This is a genomic window from Chthonomonas calidirosea T49, assembly GCF_000427095.1.
Classification (GTDB): Bacteria; Armatimonadota; Chthonomonadetes; order Chthonomonadales; family Chthonomonadaceae; genus Chthonomonas; species Chthonomonas calidirosea.
On record NC_021487.1, the window covers coordinates 1,317,161 to 1,335,879 of the forward strand.

The 18,719-nt window shown below is 55.8% G+C and carries 16 protein-coding genes; 9 read left to right on the top strand and 7 right to left on the bottom strand.

The window, feature by feature from the left end; all coding sequences use genetic code 11:
• The first annotated feature begins 186 nt into the window (after positions 1 to 186).
• The gene (locus tag CCALI_RS05560; RefSeq protein WP_016482492.1) at positions 187 to 1,863 is read left to right on the top strand and encodes a TolC family protein; all 1,677 of its coding nucleotides are present in this window, start codon (positions 187 to 189) and stop codon (positions 1,861 to 1,863) included.
• Positions 1,860 to 3,389: an efflux RND transporter periplasmic adaptor subunit gene (locus CCALI_RS05565; RefSeq protein WP_016482493.1), complete on the top strand. Its 1,530-nt coding sequence runs from the start codon at positions 1,860 to 1,862 to the stop codon at positions 3,387 to 3,389. The genes CCALI_RS05560 and CCALI_RS05565 overlap by 4 nt, the downstream gene beginning before the upstream one ends.
• A gap of 87 nt (positions 3,390 to 3,476) precedes the next feature.
• On the opposite strand, the gene CCALI_RS05570 is transcribed toward CCALI_RS05565, so the two are convergent.
• A complete protein-coding gene (locus tag CCALI_RS05570; RefSeq protein WP_016482494.1) occupies positions 3,477 to 4,529 on the bottom strand; it encodes a hypothetical protein in 1,053 nt (350 codons plus the stop codon).
• A 20-nt stretch (positions 4,530 to 4,549) separates the two neighbouring features.
• Entirely contained in the window at positions 4,550 to 5,863 is a 1,314-nt protein-coding gene (locus CCALI_RS05575) for a DNA polymerase Y family protein (RefSeq protein WP_156415910.1), read from the bottom strand.
• Positions 5,864 to 6,250: 387 nt separating this feature from the next.
• Here CCALI_RS05575 and rpoZ point away from each other — a divergent pair, with 387 nt between their 5' ends.
• The 4 genes from rpoZ to CCALI_RS05595 all read left to right on the top strand — a co-directional run bounded on the left by rpoZ (position 6,251) and on the right by CCALI_RS05595 (position 10,359).
• On the top strand, positions 6,251 to 6,727 hold the full coding sequence (gene rpoZ / locus CCALI_RS15685; protein ID WP_016482496.1) for a DNA-directed RNA polymerase subunit omega: 477 nt from the start codon (positions 6,251 to 6,253) through the stop codon (positions 6,725 to 6,727).
• Between the two features lie 87 nt (positions 6,728 to 6,814).
• Positions 6,815 to 7,933 (top strand): molecular chaperone DnaJ, encoded by a 1,119-nt coding sequence (gene dnaJ, locus CCALI_RS05585; RefSeq protein WP_016482497.1) that lies wholly within the window; start codon positions 6,815 to 6,817, stop codon positions 7,931 to 7,933.
• A 6-nt stretch (positions 7,934 to 7,939) separates the two neighbouring features.
• Complete coding sequence (gene prmA / locus CCALI_RS05590) at positions 7,940 to 8,875, top strand: 50S ribosomal protein L11 methyltransferase (protein ID WP_016482498.1); 936 nt, start codon at positions 7,940 to 7,942, stop codon at positions 8,873 to 8,875.
• Positions 8,876 to 8,916: 41 nt separating this feature from the next.
• On the top strand, positions 8,917 to 10,359 hold the full coding sequence (locus CCALI_RS05595; RefSeq protein ID WP_016482499.1) for a tetratricopeptide repeat protein: 1,443 nt from the start codon (positions 8,917 to 8,919) through the stop codon (positions 10,357 to 10,359).
• Between the two features lie 187 nt (positions 10,360 to 10,546).
• Here the strand turns inward: CCALI_RS05595 and CCALI_RS14945 are convergent, their stop codons facing one another.
• Entirely contained in the window at positions 10,547 to 11,233 is a 687-nt protein-coding gene (locus CCALI_RS14945; protein WP_016482500.1) for a hypothetical protein, read from the bottom strand.
• Positions 11,234 to 11,365: 132 nt separating this feature from the next.
• Here CCALI_RS14945 and CCALI_RS05605 point away from each other — a divergent pair, with 132 nt between their 5' ends.
• The 3 genes from CCALI_RS05605 to CCALI_RS05615 are packed head-to-tail and all read left to right on the top strand — an operon-like array spanning position 11,366 to position 16,054.
• Positions 11,366 to 12,448, top strand: a complete 1,083-nt coding sequence (locus CCALI_RS05605) for an ArsR/SmtB family transcription factor (protein WP_197409301.1) — start codon at positions 11,366 to 11,368, stop codon at positions 12,446 to 12,448.
• Positions 12,432 to 13,859 carry a M16 family metallopeptidase gene (locus CCALI_RS05610; RefSeq protein ID WP_016482502.1) on the top strand — a complete coding sequence of 476 codons (1,428 nt, stop codon included), beginning with the start codon at positions 12,432 to 12,434 and terminating at the stop codon, positions 13,857 to 13,859. Before CCALI_RS05605 ends, CCALI_RS05610 begins: the two co-directional genes overlap by 17 nt.
• Positions 13,856 to 16,054, top strand: coding sequence for a M16 family metallopeptidase (locus CCALI_RS05615; protein WP_016482503.1), 2,199 nt, complete (start codon positions 13,856 to 13,858; stop codon positions 16,052 to 16,054). Before CCALI_RS05610 ends, CCALI_RS05615 begins: the two co-directional genes overlap by 4 nt.
• A 33-nt stretch (positions 16,055 to 16,087) precedes the next feature.
• Here the strand turns inward: CCALI_RS05615 and CCALI_RS05620 are convergent, their stop codons facing one another.
• From CCALI_RS05620 to CCALI_RS05635, 4 genes are all read right to left on the bottom strand, one after another.
• Positions 16,088 to 16,564: a low molecular weight protein-tyrosine-phosphatase gene (locus CCALI_RS05620; protein WP_016482504.1), complete on the bottom strand. Its 477-nt coding sequence runs from the start codon at positions 16,562 to 16,564 to the stop codon at positions 16,088 to 16,090.
• Positions 16,565 to 16,647: 83 nt separating this feature from the next.
• A complete protein-coding gene (locus CCALI_RS05625; RefSeq protein ID WP_016482505.1) occupies positions 16,648 to 16,872 on the bottom strand; it encodes a hypothetical protein in 225 nt (74 codons plus the stop codon).
• A 226-nt stretch (positions 16,873 to 17,098) separates the two neighbouring features.
• Entirely contained in the window at positions 17,099 to 17,953 is an 855-nt protein-coding gene (locus CCALI_RS05630; protein WP_016482506.1) for an SDH family Clp fold serine proteinase, read from the bottom strand.
• A 39-nt stretch (positions 17,954 to 17,992) separates the two neighbouring features.
• Positions 17,993 to 18,700 carry a rhomboid family intramembrane serine protease gene (locus CCALI_RS05635; RefSeq protein ID WP_016482507.1) on the bottom strand — a complete coding sequence of 236 codons (708 nt, stop codon included), beginning with the start codon at positions 18,698 to 18,700 and terminating at the stop codon, positions 17,993 to 17,995.
• Positions 18,701 to 18,719: the final 19 nt, after the last annotated feature.

The window sequence follows — 18,719 nt, forward strand, 5'->3', positions numbered from 1 at the left end:
TTTTTGGGTTCGCGCATCCAAAATCCTTAGCATTTCCGAAACTTTCCCTTCGCATTTGTCGTATTCGTGAAGGAAAAACCTTTGCACAAACCACGATAGGCTCTCCCTTATGCGATAGTTTCTTGGCTTGAGGAACGTCTCGTTCACAGGGCCTTATCTATTCGGAGGAAAAAGGAGTCTCGAAACTTGTTCCTAGCGCGTTTTCATCGCCTACTGCGTCTTTGTTGGTACCTTGTCGGCCTCATGCTTACCTCTCTTGGAGGCTCTGTAGCAATCGCCCAGCAGACGATGCCCGAACCCCCTCTGTCTGCTCCCACTGGCGTCACCCCGCTGCCAACAACACCCCCGCCAACGAATCTGCAAGCGCCTGTTCCCGCACCTATTCGTCCTCTGCCCGAGCCGGCACATCCTCAACTGGTCTCTCCTACCTTACCGCAGGTGGAAGGGCGTGTCCCGCCCCACCCCATCACCCTCCAACAGGCCGTAGCGATCGGGCTAGCTAACAGCCGTGCGCTCGCTTTGGCCGTTGAAGCCCTCCAACAGGCTCACGGACGCACCGTGCAGGCGCGAGATGCTTTTAACCCAACGCTCACCGGCCAATTTACCTTTACCCACCTTGATGCCGGGCAATCCTTCCGACTCGGCCAACAGACCGTTACCATCGTGAACCAAGATCAGCGTCAGCTCCAGGCCGTGGCCTCTCTCCCTATAGACATTACCGGGCTCCTGCGCACGGCCAAAGATCAGGCACAATTTGAAGAGATCGCTGCGCGAATCGCCGTGAACCAAACCCAAAACGACACGGTTCTGGCCATTAAGAACGCCTTCTATAACGTGTTGCGAGCCCAGGCTCTTGTCGTCGTCGCAAAAGAGACCCTACAAAACGACCTCGATCGCCTTGCCGATGCCCAAAAAAAGCTCAAGGCGGGCACCGCAGCCCCTTTCGATGTGTTGAGCGCACAGACCGATGTGGCAAACGCTCAACAACAGCTGATTGCCGCACAAAGTAACGTTAGCCTCGCCATCGCGCAACTGAACAGCGCCCTCGGTATCGCTATAGATACCCCTCTTGAAGTCAGCGACGCTGGCGCCGTTGAAAACCCGCCCAATGTGCCCCCTCCCAGCGCCCTTCAACAGCTGGGCAACTTAGAGGTGCCCCAAAATATGGACACGAGCCAAGCTACTCATAGCTCACTATACCTTGGTAAAGACTACGACGCCCTTGTGCAGGAGGCTCTAAAAACACGTCCTGAAGTGCTCGCCGCCGACGCGCAGTTAGCGGCAGCCCGAAAAGGCATCCTGCTGGCACAAAAAAGCTATCTGCCCTCTGTTGCCGTCTCCGCTCAGGTGACTTACTCTCCAGATGCCGCGGGGTTTGCCCCCAAAACCACATCGGGCGCTTTGGTGCTGTCGGTCTCTATTCCACTCTACGACGGTGGCCAGGCCAGTGCCCAACTCGAACAGGCGCGTGCGCTCGTCGCGCAGGCAGAGACCCAGCGTCGCAACGCCATTGACCAGGTTGAACTCGATGTGCGTAGCGCTTATCTCAACCTGCTTCAAGCTCGCGATAGGGTGGCCGTAGCGAATCAGGCGCTCGCCGAAGCGCGCGAAAGCTATCGTTTAGCCACCGTGCGCTACACCAGTGGCGTCTCGCCCATCCTTGAAGTGAGCAATGCGCAGGCAGCCCTTACCCAAGCAGAACAAAATCAAGTGAATGCTCTCTACGACTACAACAACGCTCGTGCAGCCCTCGATCGCGCCGTAGGTCGCTACTCCTACACCCCACAAAGTGCTGGGTACCAAAATCAACCATCCCCTCACGCGCTTGGCCTGCCGAATCTGCCTACCGGAGGTCCCAAATGAACACGCTCCATAAAGCACAAAAAACCCTCATCCTTTACGTAATCGTTGGTCTGATAGGGCCGCTCCTCACCGGATGCTCGCATTCAAAGCCGACTGCTACACCGGCCACTCCCATGTCCGATACGAAAGCTGCCGTGCTCGTGCAGGTAACGCCCGCCCGCGTCGGTCCCATCGAACAGACAACCATCGTTACCGGAGTTCTCACAGCCCTTAACGACGTCACCGTGGGCGCTAAGGCCGCCGGTAAACTTGTGGCCCTCTACTACCGCGAAGGAGATAGTGTAAAAGCGGGCCAGGTGGTAGCTCAGCAGGATACTAGCGATCTACAGGCGCAACTCGACCAGCAGCTGGCCAATCTCCAAGCGGCCATCGCCCGACTCGACCAGGCTAAAGTGGAATATCACAGCGCGCTTACCAACCTGCAGCTTACTCAATCGCAAACGCAGCATGCCATTGCCCAAGCGCAAGCCGCCCTGAACGCTGCCAAAGAGCAGGCCAAAATCGTGGAGGAAGGAGCACGCTCCGAAGACCGCGAGCAAGCCCGTCAAAAGATGTTAGCGGCAAAAGCCGCCTACGACCAAGCTCGTTCTGATCTACAGCGCTACGAAAGCCTCTACCGTCAAAACGCTATCTCGGCTCAGCAGCTCGATCAGGCTCAAACGGCCGCCGACCAGGCGCAGGCCAACTATATCGCCGCCCAGCAGGCCTACGACGAAATTCAGGCGGGCAATCGCCCCGAAGAGATCAAAAGCGCCCAGTACAACGTGGAGCAGGCCGAGCAAGCCCTCCAAACCGCATTGGCCAACCGTGATCAGATTAAGTTGCGCCAAGAGGATGTAAAAAACGCACAAGCCGCCATTCAGACGGCACAGGCGCAGGTGGACCAAGCCAAAGCTGCGGTTGCCTACGCTCGACAACAGCTTGAAGATACCACCATCACCAGCCCTATCTCCGGTGTGGTTGCAGCGCGCCTTGCAGAGCCAGGAGAACAGCTCGCAGCTGGAAAATCCGTGCTTGAAATCGTCTCTTTGGAAAACATCTACTTCGATGCCCAGCTGCCCGAATCTCAGTTTGAAAAGGTGCACATCGGCCAACCTGTAACCGTCACAGTGGATGCTTTGCCAGGCAAAACGTTTCAAGGGCGGGTTAGTAAACTCTTTCCGGTGGCCTCCGCACAGGCCAGAAGCTTCACCGTGCGTATCTCGTTGCCCAACGACAGCCATCAACTACGCCCTCAGATGTTTGCAAGAGGCACCATTGTGCTCGACGTGCATCCTCACGCAGTGCTTGTGCCTTATCTCTCCGTTCTCAATCCAGCCGACGGCATGGGCACGGTGTTTGTTGTGGAAAACAACGTTGCACACCAACGCAAAGTACAGCTCGGTTTCGTCACTCCAGACAAGATAGAGATTCGCAGTGGCGTTTCTGCCGGCGAGGCGGTGGTAACCCAAGGTCAGACGCAGTTGCAAGACGGTATGAAAGTACAGATCGAATCTCCAAACACATCCTCCTCGAATCCGGAATGAACTTCGTTTGAAGAAGGGGAGTGAGCAGTGCTCACTCCCCTTCTATTTTGACATCTCGACGCTGGTACCACAGCGCCTCCAATTTCCCTAAAACGGCCTATCAGGAAGAGGCGGTTGATCGTCCGGAGGCGGCGGTGGCGGTGGCCCTTGATCGCCAGGAGGAGGTGGCGGCTGTCCGCCCGGCATCTCGAAGTGGAACGTAAAGGGCTTGCCCGTCATCTGCTGCCACTGCGCCAGTTGGTCGGGCGTAAGCAGAGCCAGTACCTTCTTCCCGGCTTCCATACGCTGCTGATAAAGCTTCTGCTCTAGCTGGACAAATTGGGCACCAAAGCCGCCAGGCCTTCCCCTAAAGGGACGTTGTGGAGGTCCACCAGGGCCACCAGGAGGCGGAGGGGCCCCCTGATTGTTTGGTGGTGGGCCAGGAGGTCCGCCTGGAGGACCATTAAAGCGGTTGTTCCCACCGCGGTTGAAGAGAGACGACATGGTTTGTCGCGTGGTCTGCTGATACTGCTGCCATATCTGTTGGATCTCCTGACGCTGCTGATCGTTCAGATTTAACTTCGCCGCCAGCTTATCGTCGGCAAGCGCTAAAGCGGTGCGCCACTGCAGATCGAGCTGCTGCAGACGGCTCTGCTGATCGTCCGTAAGCACCTGGGAGAGCTGTTTTTGCTCCTCGTCCTGCAGCTCTTGCTGTAGCGCGGCCATCGCACTTTGACGCTTCTGGAAAAGCTCTTGACGCTCTTCTGGCGTCATATTGTTAAAGTCGGAGGGATTGGGAGGAGGATTTTGCTGCATCCAATCGCGAATCTTCTGCTGGCGTTGTGCTGCCATATCGCGTAGAATCTGCCCGATCTTCTGCCGTTGGTCTTGGCTCAGCCCCAGCTCCTGTTGCACATCAGGCCTCTGTAACAAAGCCATCGCATTGGACTGACGGGGGTCCATCATAAAACCACCGGGTCCGAAGCGAAAGCCCATCTGTCCTCCAAAGCCGCGCCCCTGTCTTCCTGGAAAGCCTCCTGGGCCTGGCGGCGGCCCGCCTTGTCCAAACCCTTGTGCGCCGCATGCCACCGTGGCCACACTCCATCCTAACCCGAAAGCCACACTGGCAAGGCGCAACCATCGGAAATGGTGTTCTTTCATCGTCTTATCCTCCACAAGTCTCAGGTCGTTTTCAGTAAATGCTTTGAACGCTCCTGAACATTGCATCTATTCAGACGATGCACTGCAAAAAGAGTTATCTTCACTTCTGCCATATGAAGCTGCAGGAGGATGCGGCGGCACACCGAAAGGAATGCGGTAAGGGCCTGTTCTCGAAGGGTATAAAGCGAGGCGCGAGCTATTGGTAGGCCTTTCGCTTCTAGCATATCTACCACACGTGCCGCGCAGGCGCGCTTAGTGGGCTCCGCTTCAAAAAGGCTTAGGTTCTGATCTTTTTCCGCCAACAGGCCCGAAAAGCCGATGGAAACCCGCATCGGTTGGTAGTTAAATCGCGCAGGGGGCAACCGATCTAGTAGTTTGCGCACAATGGGCAACCAGGTGCTCTCCTCGTTCGCATGCAGATGTTTCGTGCTGCGTTGCCGCCAAGAGTACGTCGTCAAATCGTACCGATGCCGATAATCCACCCGTATCTCCACACAGGATGCGCCCAATGCCTCCTCTCTTAACCGTTTAAGCGCCTTTTCACAAAGCCGCAGAAGAATTCGCACCGCACCGCAGCGATCCCGAAACTCCGGAGGTAAAACATGCGAACAGCTCACCGACTTCCGTGGACGCCCCACATACTGCCCGTAATCCACCTCCAATGAGCCACGAAGCATCCAATACCAGCGCACCCCCACCACACTGCCCCAAGCCCGGCGCAGGTGCACAACATCGGCCTCATAGAGGTCGCGCACGCTTCGTATATGATATTGATTTAAGCGTGCGAGCATTCTTTTTGCAATGCCGGGCAGATCGGTCAATTCGAGCGTAAAGAGGACATCTGGCAGATCGGCACTATCGTAGATGGTAAGGCCATCGGGCTTTTGGCGCTCACAGGCCACCTTGGCCAAAAAAGTGTTGGGGCCAATTCCAATGGAACAGCGCATCTGGGCGCCTAGTTGGGCTTTTATGGCTTGTTTTACCTGATGTGCCAAAGCCTCCTCCATCGTGCGCCCCACCACCGTCCGACCGATCCCACATACCATTTCGTCTATGCTAAGCACCTGAATTGAAACGAAATAGGCTTGCAGGAGCTCACAGAGGGCGCGATGATACTGCACATACAGCAAAGGACGCGCCTCGACAACCTCCAGGTCCGGACAAAGACGACGCGCTGCGCTAACTTGGGTGCCGGTGTGAATGCCAAAGGCTTTCGCCTCATAAGAGGCGGCTATAGCGCAAGTCGTGGGCACTTTAAGCGGCACCACAATAAGAGGCCTTCCCCGCAATGCTGGGTTTTCTTGTTGCTCCACAGAGGCGAAAAAAGCGTTCATATCTAGGAAAAACCGTCGGCCCACCGCGTCTTGGCCCTCCCACGCAGATTTTTAGCTCAATTATGGCATAATTTTGTCTACCTGTTTTTGCAATATGCTCCCTTGTTAAGCAAACCATCGGTATGCTTGGACAGGCCATTACCGAATCATATCGTGCAATGAAGACGTCTTGAGGAGGCCGCTACCAACAGAGGGCCAACCATGCTGAACGAGAGAAATTTCTCTTGCTCTATGGGAACCATTCGGGCGATTCTACAATAAGATAATTAAGAAAGGAAAGCGGCCGTCTTTGAGAGAAATTAGCCTGCTCTCTTGACAAGGGGGACGTCTAGATCGCACAATGGGGATGAAACCTAAAAAACGATGACCAAGGAGCCGAAAGAGACAATGAGCATCTGTCCATCACCAGATAAGCTGGATCAGATGGGGAGCAAATATGCGTTAGTGATTATTGCAGCCAAACGAGCCCGTCAACTCAAGGAGGGAGCACGTCGCCTCGTGGAAACGCGCTCCACAAACCCACTTACCATCGCTCTAGAAGAGATAGCGGCGGGTAAAATTGTGCCGCACGAGCCGGAAGAGGTTCTGTTGGCCACCCAAAAAGCCTTGCAGCCGCATGAGCCTTCCGATGCTGATATCATCGGGGCCGGCACCGTTCTGCCCATTGATGAAACTGGGCAAGAGGCCGTTCTGTTGGAAGATGAGGTTCTTCAAGGAGTGGATGCCGAAGCCCAAGAGGAAGACGGCGAGGAGCGCGTCACGGCGGTAGATGTGCGTATTCGAGAAGGTGGGCCGCTGGAGGAAGAGGAAGAGCTTTTGGAAGAGGAGGGATTCGATATCCTTCCCGACATTGATGAGACATGAGAGGCTCTCGCTAGTGCCGATCGAGCTTTCTAGACCCCATGCACTTGCAAAAACAACCAGTTCAAGAGATAACCCAACGGAGTAGAAATGGCAACTGGCGCGCGTGACTATTATGAGGTTTTAGGTGTCTCTCGCGATGCCTCCCAAGAGGAGATTAAGCGAGCCTACCGAAACTTAGCGGCCAAATACCACCCAGACAGAAATAAATCGCCCGACGCGGCCGAGAAGTTCAAAGAGATACAGGCTGCCTACGACGTGCTTAGCGATGAGCAGCGGCGCCGCCAGTACGATCGTTATGGTCACGCGGCATGGGATGAGATGCCAAGTAACGGCTTCTCATCAGGCTTTGGCGCGAACCCGTTTGCCGATATCTTCGACATCTTCTTTGGTGAGTCTCCCACAGCACGCGGCCGCACCGACGTTGCGCGCGGAGACGACCTGCGCGAAGATGTGGAGCTAACCCTGGAGGAGGTGGCAACAGGCGTTACAAAAACGATTCGCTACGCTCGCATGGAGACTTGCGAGGCATGTCAGGGCACGGGTGCGGGAGCCGGAAGTGTGGATACCTGCCCTCAATGTCATGGACGAGGGCAGATTCGCTTCACGCAAACCAGCCTCCTGGGCACCTTCCAGACCATTCAAACCTGCATGCGCTGCCGAGGCACAGGCAAAGTGATTCGCGACCCCTGCCGGCACTGTAACGGCACCGGGCGTGTGCGACGCACTTGCGAGCGCACCGTGAACATCCCTGCCGGAGTAGAAACAGGGGTTCGCCTGCGATTAGTGGGTGAAGGAGATGTTGGCGAGCGCGGAGGCCCTCCCGGCGATCTCTACCTTGTGATCTACGTGCGCGACCATGAGATATTCGAGCGACGTGGTAGCCATATCTACTGTGAGGTACCGGTAAGCATTACAACGGCGACGCTGGGCGGCACCATCGAAGTGCCCGTGCTTGGAGGGAAGGAGACATTAAAACTGGAACCGGGGACCCAGCCGGGTCAAGAGTACGTGCTCCCAGGGAAAGGGCTTCCTGAGCTGAACGGTCGCCGCCGCGGTGACCAGCATGTGATCATCACAGTGCAGATTCCCAAACAACTTACCCCCGAACAGCGAGCGCTGCTGCAACAGCTCGCCGTTACCTTCGGTGAGAAAGCCGAAGATCACGAAAGCCGCAGCATTCTTGCCCGGCTTTTTGGAAAGCATTAACCCAAATTGCGCTGGATAGAGATCGCCATCACATGCCCCGCCGAGACTGAAGAAGCCGTTAACTACGCGCTCCTACAAGTTGGTTGCGGAGGAACCCAGATCGAGGAGGTAGAAGAGGGCGTGCGCCTCATTCGCGGCTTTCTTCCCCTTAACGATGCACTTACGCCGCGTCTGGATGCCCTACAGCAACATCTTCAGCGTTTCCCGGAATTTGGCCTTCCTCCCCTATGCCAGCCGATTGCCCTGCACCCTATAGACGAAGCCGATTGGGAGGAGGCCTGGAAACTACATTTCAAGCCCATGCGCATAGGCAATCGTCTCGTTATTACGCCTCCTTGGGAGGCATTCGATGCCACCCCAGATGAGATCGTCATCCTCCTTGAGCCGGGCATGGCTTTTGGCACGGGGTCGCATCCTACTACACGCCTCTGCCTTCAGGCCCTCGAAACCTACCTACAACCGGGCATGCGTGTCGCCGACATCGGAACCGGCAGCGGCATTCTGGCCATCGCCGCTGGCAAACTCGGTGCAGCCCAAGTCTTCGCCACCGATATAGATAGCTTGCCTCGACAGATCGCCGCCGAAAATGTGGCACGGAACGGACTTGAAACCGTTATCACCATCCATCCCGTTCCTCAATTCTATGAAGTCGCTCATCACTGCCACCTTGTGGTTGCCAACATCGTTGCCAACACCATCATCGAGATCGCACCCGATGTAGCGCGTATCTGCGCCCCCGAAGCCCTGTTCATCACCTCAGGGATCGTGGAAGAGCATGAAAATCTGGTGGGCGAGGCCCTTGAGGCCGCCGGCTTTACGGTGTTCGACACCCGCCACGAGGAGGTCTGGGTATGCCTCGTCGCGCGCTATACGGCTCGCCCCTCCGATGAGGCAACCCTCCAACGTATCGCCAAAATTCTGCCTCCTCTCGCAGAGCTGTGATGCTACCTTTCAGCGCTTAAATCTTTAACGGAGAACATACCATGACCCTATTAGGCCCCGACGGCAAACCTATCCGCCGCGAACCCGAAGTGAGCGAAGAGGTACGCCAGATCATCGAGCAGGCGCGTAACATCGCCGCTCAAGGCGAACCGCTCCTCGCCCTTCAACACCTTGCCTTGGCATATCAACAAGATGTTGCCTCCGATCTCGTTATTGACACCACCATCGAGCTGTTAAAACAGGGCGCTCAACAGAGCGGTATCCAAACCAACGACGAGTTAACTCTCTTTCAGCAGATACGTCAAGATCGCACCAACCCTATCCCCTACTATCAACTGGGCAATCGCTTTTTTCAGCTCCAACGCCCATTCCTCGCACGCCCCTTTCTAGACCGCAGCCGCCAACTGCTTGCTGCTCTTCCCTCCTCCGCCTTCGAGCGTCCCGAACTGCTGCAACTGCGCCAAGCTGCCGACGTGGACTACGCCCAAACCCTCATGGACCTCGGCGATTACGAACAGACCCTCGAGATGTTTCATGCTATCAACGACACCTACGGCGGCTTGCCCATCTGGCTGATCCTCGAAATGGCCGAATGCTACGCGCTTCTCGGGCAGATGGAGGAAGCGGAAGCCACTTATCGCCTGATCACCCCCGAAGCCCTCGCGACCGTCACCGCACAACTGCCCGAAATGGAGAACGTGTACGAGGAGGTGGGCGACCTGCTGGCGCGCGTCCAAGATTTTGAAGACCCACACACCATGGGCCTACGGGAATGGCACTACGTGCAGACACGCGGCATCCTCATAGAAACCAACCCCCAACCCGAAACGCCTGGCGAACGCTTTGTCTTTTTCCAGCCTAGCGAGGAGGATGTGGCCTACGTGGTGGGCATAACGGCCGCCTTTCTAGATGCCCGCGATCTGGCGCCCACAAAACTGCTTTGGCTCGGCGACACATCCGAGCCACTCGCGCGTCTGTTCGCCCAATGGTGGGAGATTGAAGACAAGAACATTCGCCCCTACCAAATCGGCGATAATACCGACAACGAAGAAGAGCTTGCCCTGCTCTGCCTCGCCCACTCCTACGACATCCAGGATGAGGATATCTACCAAGATTTGGCTACCGCCAAGCCGGGGCTGATTCTTTTCGCACTTGACCTTCACTGGACCGAGCGCCAGCCGATCACCCCTGACATCGCCGGTTTTATGACCCAAACCTGTAATCTTCCTTGGGAAACACGCCTCGAAATAAGCCCGGATGGACAATCGGCCACGCCGATCCAAGAGACTCGCGATCCCCAAACTATCGCTCAGGAGATCGGAGATCAGTTTCCTACTACCGAAGAGTGCGAACGCTTTGCTCAAGAGCTGGCTGAAACCTATGCCAACTGCACCGATCTCATCCTCGATCATCGAGACGGCAGCTTGATTCGGCGTCCACTGCCCATCCACTCCCCGATAAAAAGCCCGCGCTTTGGCTTCTAGTTCAAATGGCAATGGGGGTTGTTTAGGTCAAGCAGCGAACGAGGTAAGAGGATGCCTTAACGGAAGGCAATCTGCCCCAGAAAATCAATCGTACGATTGATTTTCTGGGGCCCCTCGTCTTGGCCTTAAGGAGAAGGGACGTTAGCCTTGAAGCACCCCTCACCGCAGCAAGGATGTCGCTAACTGATTATTTGGATGAAGAGATAACCGAGAGCTGCTGAGCATGCACAAGCGCCCGAATGAGCTCGGCAGCCTGAGCCGCATTGAGTTGGTCGAGAGCCTCCGCACCGCAACGCTCTCGTACGACCTCTTCAACCTGAAGCCCCTGTCGCTTACAAAGCGTGCGAATGGCGTTTGCCTGTTCCTCGGAGAGCCGCTCTGAGGCGTCAAAACTCTCTTTGCGTTTGCTAGGGGCGCGATGACCTCGATTTGAACCGGTGCTGCCATCCCCTTCACGCCCGCTAGGAGAGCGCCCCAAAAGATAGCCTCGTTCTGGTGTGCTTTCCATAGAGAGGCTCTCTCCTTCCGCATCTCCAAGCTCCTCGAGGGCCGCAACCCCAATGTTGACGGCGTCGCGCAAAGCGCGAGCCTTCGCGCGCGTCTCAGCAAGTCGCAATAAGCAGGTGCGCATTGCGGGAGCTACGTTAGTTGGATCGGCATCTCCTAAACCGGTAAAAATCCGCTCTTCCCCCTCCTTGCTACCTTCCATTCGCACCACTGCACGCACAATGGCCACGTTTTTATTGGCCTCGGTGGGAATCTGTACCAACTCGGTCTCAATCGCCTTGAGCCCGCGAGCATGCGCAAGGTCTAACAACCCCGCATACAGACAGAAAACCTTCCCTTGCCGTTCCACAATAAATTCGCGTTTCACACTCTCCTCCTCGCTATAAAAGTAGACTAATTTCTACTACTTATTCTCCCTTACAAAAGTTCCCCGATCGGACCCGATTTTAAAAAGGCAGTTTTCTACCAAATGAACCAACTTGGCACGCCAAAAGGTAAAATGAAAAAAGGACTTTTTGAGCTTGATGGGGATAAAAGGCTTTTTTCCATGGAATCGCGCATTCTCGAGTGCAAACTAACCGAAAATAGCGAGCTTTTTCAAGCGTTGGCCTCCGAAACGCGACTGCGTATTCTCCAGCAACTTGCCGACGGCGAGATGAACATCAGCGAGTTGCAGCAGGTGCTCGGCGTGGCGCATCCGAGCGTGTCCAAGCATATTCAGGTTCTGGAACAAGCTGGGCTCATTGTCTGTGAATATCGCCCTGGCGTTCAAGGCATGCAAAAACGCTGTCGCCTGCGCTACGATCGTATTATCTTCTCCTTAGAAAGTGCAAAACAGCCACACGGCCAGATCGAGGAGGTGCAGATGCCGGTAGGGCTTTATACGATCGCCTATCCAAAACCTACCTGTGGCCTTGCCTCTTCGGAAGGTATCATCGGCTTCTTCGACGACCCCCAATCGTTTTTTCTGCCCGAACGTGCTAAGGCGCAGATTCTCTGGATGGCCGACGGCTTCGTGGAGTATGTCTTCCCCAATAATATCCCCACCTCCATGGAGATCTATCGCGTGGAGCTTTCTCTGGAGATCTGCTCCGAATGTCCTGACTATAACAACGACTATCCCTCGGATATCACGCTCTGGATTAACGGCGTAGAGGTAGGCACCTGGACTTCGCCCGGCGACTTCGGTGGCCATCGAGGGCGCCTTAATCCATCCTGGTGGAATGATCGCCTAACCCAACATGGTATGTTGAAAATCTGGTCGCTCGACCAAACCGGCAGCTACGTGGACGGCGTTTTAGTCTCCGAAACCACCATAGATCAGGCGCTGATCCTCCCGCGACAACCCATAACCGTGCGCATCGGCATTAAGCCCGACGCAAAGCACGTAGGGGGATTCAATCTGTTCGGACGCGGCTTTGGCAACTACGAACAAGACCTCCTGCTTCGCATGCACTATCATGAAAAAACCTCGGATTCCGCCGCTCCTTCACGACGCAACCGACGTGAGCTGCAAGAATCCCTGAAAACACCTACATCCCCCGCCCAGGAGAGCACTATCCCCGATGGCCTATCCTCTTAAAACGACGCGCGCTCTCTTGGCTCTTGCGGTGTCTATCCTGTTTTGGCTCGTTACACCCCCCTGTGCCCGACCTGTAGCTGGCGAGAAAAACCCTACGTTACAACTTCCTCCACTCCACTTTAAGACAAGCCACCTCGCCAACGGTCTAAAGGTCATCACCTTAGAAGATCATCATGCACCGGTGGTGACGCTGGAAATCTGGTATCACGTCGGCAGCAAAGAGGAGCCGCCAGGAAAACACGGCTTTGCGCATCTCTTCGAACACCTCATGTTTAAAGGAACCTCTCATCTGAAACCAGGAGATTGGGACCGCTACATCAACGGTGTTGGGGGCGACGACAACGCCGACACCTACTTCGATAGAACGCGCTACTATGAGACGGTGCCATCTAACGCGCTTGACATGGTGCTTTGGATGGAAGCCGACCGCATGGCTAACTTGAGGGTAGACCAAGCGAACATGGTTTCAGAGCGTGCTGTTGTGGAGGAGGAGCATCGCATGGATGTGGAGAACGCTCCTTACGGACGCCAAGAAGAGCTGCTGCTCTCTATGCTCTACCCTCCGAATCACCCCTATGGTCATACCACGATCGGAAGCAAGACCGACCTCGACCACGCAACGCTCCGGGATGTGCAGGCCTTCCACACCGAATACTACCGACCAGATAACGCCACCCTCGTGCTTGTGGGAGATTTCCAAACGCAACAAGCACTTCAGGCCATTCGCAAGTTCTTTGGCACTATTCCTAACCCACCTAGCCCACCGCGACGCTACCCCGTGCCCCGCGTCGTTCAAAAGGCTCCGAAAGAGCAAACGGTTACCGATCCCCTCGCCCCCCTGCCCCTTGTTACCCTGGCATTTCGTATCCCAAAAGCCGACGATCCGGCAACCCCCGTGTTGGAGGTCATTAGCAATCTCCTCTCCAACGGAGATAGCTCGCGCCTCTACCGTGTTTTGGTTCGCCAAACACAGCTAGCTAACAGCGTGAGCGCCTATCCGAACAGCTTACAGATAGGAGGGTGGTTTGAGTGCGATGTTAGCCTAAACGCAGGGGTTTCGCCGCAAAAGGTTATTCGCCTTCTGCAACAAGAGTTTGCTACACTTCGCAGTCAACTTGTGTCGCCTATGGAGCTAGCCAAGGCAAAACGCCAAGCCCTTGTAGCCCGTATCTTCAGCCTCCTCTCCACTGAGGAGAAGGCCGATGCGCTTGGCGAAGCCGATCTGTACTACGGTAACCCTGCCGAAGTAAACCAGGAGATCGCCTCGATTCAAAGGGTGAGCGCAGAGGACATACGACGTGTCGCCCGTCGCTATTTCGCACCGCATCTCTTCAACATCCTGATCATGCTTCCACCTACCGCTTCCTCATCCTCAGCTCGCACGCCCCACCAGGAGGATCGCCCCAAATGAAACTCGTTAAACGTTGTGCCATGTCCTATCGCCTGCTCTCTTTTTTCAAGAGCCTTAGCTCTCTTGCTGCCCTGCTCTTCACGCAGCGACTGCTCTACGCGCAGATCGCGCCGGGCGGGCTTACCTCACCTCCGTCCCCTGCCAATCTGCCTTCCTTTGTTCTGCCCACAGTGCTGCGTTGGAACCTGCCTAACGGGCTGCATGTGGCATTCGCACCTGACCATCGGCAACCGGCTCTCTGGGTAGACCTTGCGGTGCCGGCCGGCTCGGTCTATGATCCTCCACAGAAGGTAGGTTTGGCAGCGATGACGGTGCGCCTGCTGGATAAAGGCACTCAACACCGCACAGCAGCCCAAATCGCCCAACAGATTGACCAGCTTGGCGCCACGTTCTCCACCACCGTAGGGCGTGACTATCTGTTTCTTAGCCTGCAAGGACTTAGCGATGACGCGCGTTCCCTTTTCGATCTGCTCTCCGATGTGGCGCTGCATCCCCAGTTTCCCCCGTCGGAGGTGGCAAAAGAGCGAACCCAGCTCGTAAACGAGATCGCAGCCGAACTCTCCGATGCCTCCACCCTCGCTACCGCAGCGCTGGACCGCCTTGTTTACGGTGCCCATCCCTATGGAGACTACCCAAAAGGCACCCCGGAGACACTCAAAGCCATTCGTCCTGACGACCTCAAACAGTTTCATCAAACGCATTTTGTGCCCAACGGTTCCACGCTGTTTATTGTGGGAGATCTCCCCGTGGCTCTGGCACACAAGCTCGCACAAACCTACTTTGGCAGCTGGCCACCCAGCCAACAGGCTGCAGAGGCGCCCCCCGCCCCAGAATCCTATACCCACAGCTCTTTCGTTGTGATCCATCGCCCAGATGCTGCACAGACGGCCATCAGCATTGGGGTGCTTACGTCGGGCTACACGGCTCCGAACCGTATCGCTGCCGATGTGGCGGCCAGCGTGCTTGGTGGAGGTGAGTTTAATTCGCGATTAAACCGTGCCATTCGTGAGCAGCGCGGCCTTGCCTACTATGCCTACTGCCGCATTACACGCCATCGGTATGCCGGATCCCTGGAGGCTGTAACGCTCACCAAAACCGCCTCCACCGGCGAGGTCGTACGCCTTGCACTCGACCTGATTCGAGGCATTGGGCAACAACCTATTCCTGCAAAAGAGTTGAAGGAGAGCCAGCGTTACCTGATCGGCTCGTTTTTCATTCGAAGTGCTACCCCACGAGGTTTTCTCACAGCCCTTGAACCGGCTCTCTTGTACGGCCAAGGCCCCCAAGAGCTGGCCGATTATGCCTCACAGGTGCAAGCCGTTACACCCCAACAGGCGGAGGAGGCTATGGCACACTTGCCGCTCGCCCATCCTATCGTCGTATTGGTAGGGAACGCACCCGCAATCGTTCCTCAGATCCGCTCGCTTGGCTCCGTAGCGGTGATTCCGGAAAACCAGGTAGACCTGCTCTCCCCAACGCTTCAAAGTGCCGTTGCCTCCGACACAACGCCCTCCTCTCGTGCCGAGGCGAAGGCTCTTTTCCAAGAGGTGTGGCAAGCCCATGGGGGCGATGCGCTCAAATCGCTTCAAACCTTGCAGTTAAAGGGCAAGGGAAGCTTCTCTCCTCCAGGGCTCGCGACAAATAACCCCCTGCCGATCTCGTCCTTCACTTTCACTTTTCAAGCACCCGACCGCATGCGCATGGACCTGCAAACCGATTTTGGCCCGGTCTCCATCGGAGTGCCCGGCGATGCGACTCCCTGGTTCTCTTTGGGAGTTCCGCAGGATGCGCCCGCCATTGTTGTGCAGATCGCCTCAGCCACCAATCTACTGCATCTGCTCCTTGCGGCCAAAGAGGGCAAAGAGACCATTCGTTCTGTGCCCGATTTGAAGACCGATGCCGGCTCTCTGCCCGGATTTGCGTTGACGACCCCGCAAGGGCAAACCGTGCAACTCTATCTTGATCCACAAACCCATCTCGTCCAACGCATTGTCGCTCCAGGAACGGCCGATAACCCCACGATCACGGCCACACTGAAAAACTACCACTCTGTCAACGGCGTGCAGCTACCCCAACAGATCACGGTGACGCAAGACAAAGCGACCCTCATGGAGTTAGACATCACCGATTCCCAAGCAAATGTTAAGGTGGATGACACGATCTTCACCAAGCCCAAAACCGCAAGCAATCCTTGAGGAGAGCGGTCGTAGGAGCGGGTGATAGCAAACCTACGCCGTTTCAATGGCTAGATGATGCTCGTTACAGATGGCCTTGAGGAGGCCGTCTGTGGCCTTATCAAGCAGCTCATAAACAAGTGCGAACTCGCCTGTATAGTAGGGGTCGGGCACCTCTAGCCTCCCTAGTTCCGGTGCGAACTCCATAATAAGCCTTGCCTTCTCTCCGCCCGGCGCCATCTGCCGAATGTAGGTGAGATTGCTGCAGTCCATGGCGAGAATGTAGTCAAAGCGCCGAAGGTCTGAAGCCTCCAACAGGCGCGCACGGTGCTCATAAGCGATACCATGCTGTTGCAGCAGGGCTTGTGTGCCTGGGTGCAGCGGCTCCCCGATAAACCATCCCCCCGTTCCCGCCGAGTCGGCCTCTATTTTATGCGCTAAGCCCGCCCGTTGGACTTTTTGGACAAAAAGCGCCTCTGCCATAGGCGACCTACAGATGTTTCCCAAACAGACAAACAGAACCCGTATCATTCGAAGGAATCCCTCTTTCATAGCGTAAAATTTGACACAGATGCGCTTGCCACTAGTTTTTGGTGAAGGTCTTCTCTATTGGCCTACTTCGGCTTTCGCGAGCGTGGTAGAAACGACAACGACCCCTCTTTTGCAGCCGTCTCCTCCAATAGAGCTTGATAGGGATCACGTCGTGCTAAATCATCGCGTTCGGTAAGCAGAAAACGCTCGATACGACGCTGGAGGCGCAGAAAGCTGCGAAGGACCACCAGCAGAAGCCCTCCAATTAACAAGACGCCGAAGCCAACTATCCAAAGTCGCATGGTCATGAAAGTATTTACCTTTAGATTCTACCCTGTCATAACCTCCTCGTTGCCTCTTTCTTCCGCATCGAGAAAGAGGATGGGAGAGGAGCTGGACAGGTTAGACCCACCTCCTGATATTGGTAGACCCTAAACAGTGAGGACTCACGGCCCCTTCTTTCCTATTCCTACGATGTGAGATGCAGGGTGTATCTCAAGAGTTTGGAGGCCAACCGAATCATTTCGCTCCTATTTAGCTCTTTCGGTTGGTACGCGCCGGTCCGTGGTCTTGACCGCCCGGATGGAAGGGCACAGGAACATACTCCACCGAGGGTCGTCGTTGATGCGCTTGCGGGTAGAGCGCCATGAGCTCGTAAATCTCTTCGGGAATGCCGGTGCGTACCGGAAGGCCCATCTCTTGAGCCTCCGCCACAGTAATCGGGTAGTCGTGTGTCCAGCGCCCCTCACTCAGCGTGCGGGCCAGGGCACGACCACGCTCCTCTCCCAACCGCGGACTTACAAGGCGGTAGACCGTCTCTTCCACTTGTCGGATGGCCTTTTCGGCGATGTCGGCTAAAATGAGCGTGCGATCGTCGCGGTTAGGGTTCGGGGTGCGCAACGCCGCTAAGATGGAGGCAGCCGGATACTCTCCTAGTTGAGGGTCTACGGGACCGAGCACGGCGTTTTCATCCATAATCACCTCATCGGCAGCAAGCGCAATAAGCGTTCCCCCCGACATCGCATAGTGCGGTACAAACACGGTGACCTTTCCCGGATGCTGCGCTAGTGCGTGAGCGATCTGCCCGGCAGCAAGGACAAGCCCTCCAGGAGTATGCAGGATTAGGTCAATGGCCATATCGGGCGGCGTAAGGCGGATAGCGCGAAGAACTCGCTCTGAGTCTTCAATATCAATGAAGCGTAAAATGGGGAATCCCAAAAAGCTCATGGTCTCTTGTCGGTGAATGAGGGTGATGACTTGTGAGTCGCGCTGTTTGCCAAACTGCATCAGGCGCTTCATCCGCTCGTAGGTTAGCATCTGTTGTTGAAACAGCGGTGCAACAGATGAGATGATCAGAAAGAGCCAGAAAAGCTGAAAGATAGGGTCCACGCGTTATACTCCTTTCATAAGAGATGGATAGGTATCTGGCTAATAGGGATAACCGCCCCGATACCGATAGCGAGGTGGTGGTTGTGGGCTGCTTGATAGCCACGGAAGCGCGGCGATCAACCCAAACACAAACCCACCGACATGTCCCCAGTAGGCCACCCCTCCCATATTGTAGAGCGTGGTGGTGAGCGCGGCTACACCGTTAAGATACTGCTCTAAAAACCAAAAACCGATCCAGATGACGGCCGGCAGCTCGATGAACCACGGAAAGATGAAGATCGGAATGAGCGTTAAAACGCGCGCCTTGGGGTAGAACACAAGGTAAGCGGCCATGACCGCGGCAATAGCCCCACTCGCCCCTATCGTCGGTATCTGAGAAGAGGCAGAGGCAACGACCTGTAGAATGCCTGCGGCGATGCCTCCACAAAAATAGAACACAAGAAAGGGAATGGTGCCGAGGCGATCTTCTACATTATCGCCAAATATCCATAGGAACCACATGTTGCCCAAAATATGCAGCCATCCCCCATGCAGAAACATGCAGGTAATAAAGGTGGGCCAGTAGCGTAGCAGCCCACCGGGCTGCATCACATCGGCAGGTATCAATCCGTACCGAAGGACAAACAGCTGGAGCTGGTCAGGCGAAAGCTGCAGCTCGTGCAGAAAGATGGCGAAATTGATGAAAATGAGCGCCCATACCGCCGCAGGAAAACGACGGATGGGTGCGTTATCATGCAGTGGTAGCATGGAATTTCCTCAGAAATAG

Coding starts and splice junctions, on each gene's coding strand:
- CCALI_RS05565 (WP_016482493.1), top strand. CDS start 1,860: ATGAACACGCTCCATAAAGCACAAAAAACCCTCATCCTTTACGTAATC.
- CCALI_RS05570 (WP_016482494.1), bottom strand. CDS start 4,529: ATGAAAGAACACCATTTCCGATGGTTGCGCCTTGCCAGTGTGGCTTTC.
- CCALI_RS05575 (WP_156415910.1), bottom strand. CDS start 5,863: ATGAACGCTTTTTTCGCCTCTGTGGAGCAACAAGAAAACCCAGCATTG.
- rpoZ (WP_016482496.1), top strand. CDS start 6,251: ATGAGCATCTGTCCATCACCAGATAAGCTGGATCAGATGGGGAGCAAA.
- dnaJ (WP_016482497.1), top strand. CDS start 6,815: ATGGCAACTGGCGCGCGTGACTATTATGAGGTTTTAGGTGTCTCTCGC.
- CCALI_RS05595 (WP_016482499.1), top strand. CDS start 8,917: ATGACCCTATTAGGCCCCGACGGCAAACCTATCCGCCGCGAACCCGAA.
- CCALI_RS05605 (WP_197409301.1), top strand. CDS start 11,366: ATGAAAAAAGGACTTTTTGAGCTTGATGGGGATAAAAGGCTTTTTTCC.
- CCALI_RS05610 (WP_016482502.1), top strand. CDS start 12,432: ATGGCCTATCCTCTTAAAACGACGCGCGCTCTCTTGGCTCTTGCGGTG.
- CCALI_RS05615 (WP_016482503.1), top strand. CDS start 13,856: ATGAAACTCGTTAAACGTTGTGCCATGTCCTATCGCCTGCTCTCTTTT.
- CCALI_RS05620 (WP_016482504.1), bottom strand. CDS start 16,564: ATGATACGGGTTCTGTTTGTCTGTTTGGGAAACATCTGTAGGTCGCCT.
- CCALI_RS05625 (WP_016482505.1), bottom strand. CDS start 16,872: ATGACCATGCGACTTTGGATAGTTGGCTTCGGCGTCTTGTTAATTGGA.
- CCALI_RS05635 (WP_016482507.1), bottom strand. CDS start 18,700: ATGCTACCACTGCATGATAACGCACCCATCCGTCGTTTTCCTGCGGCG.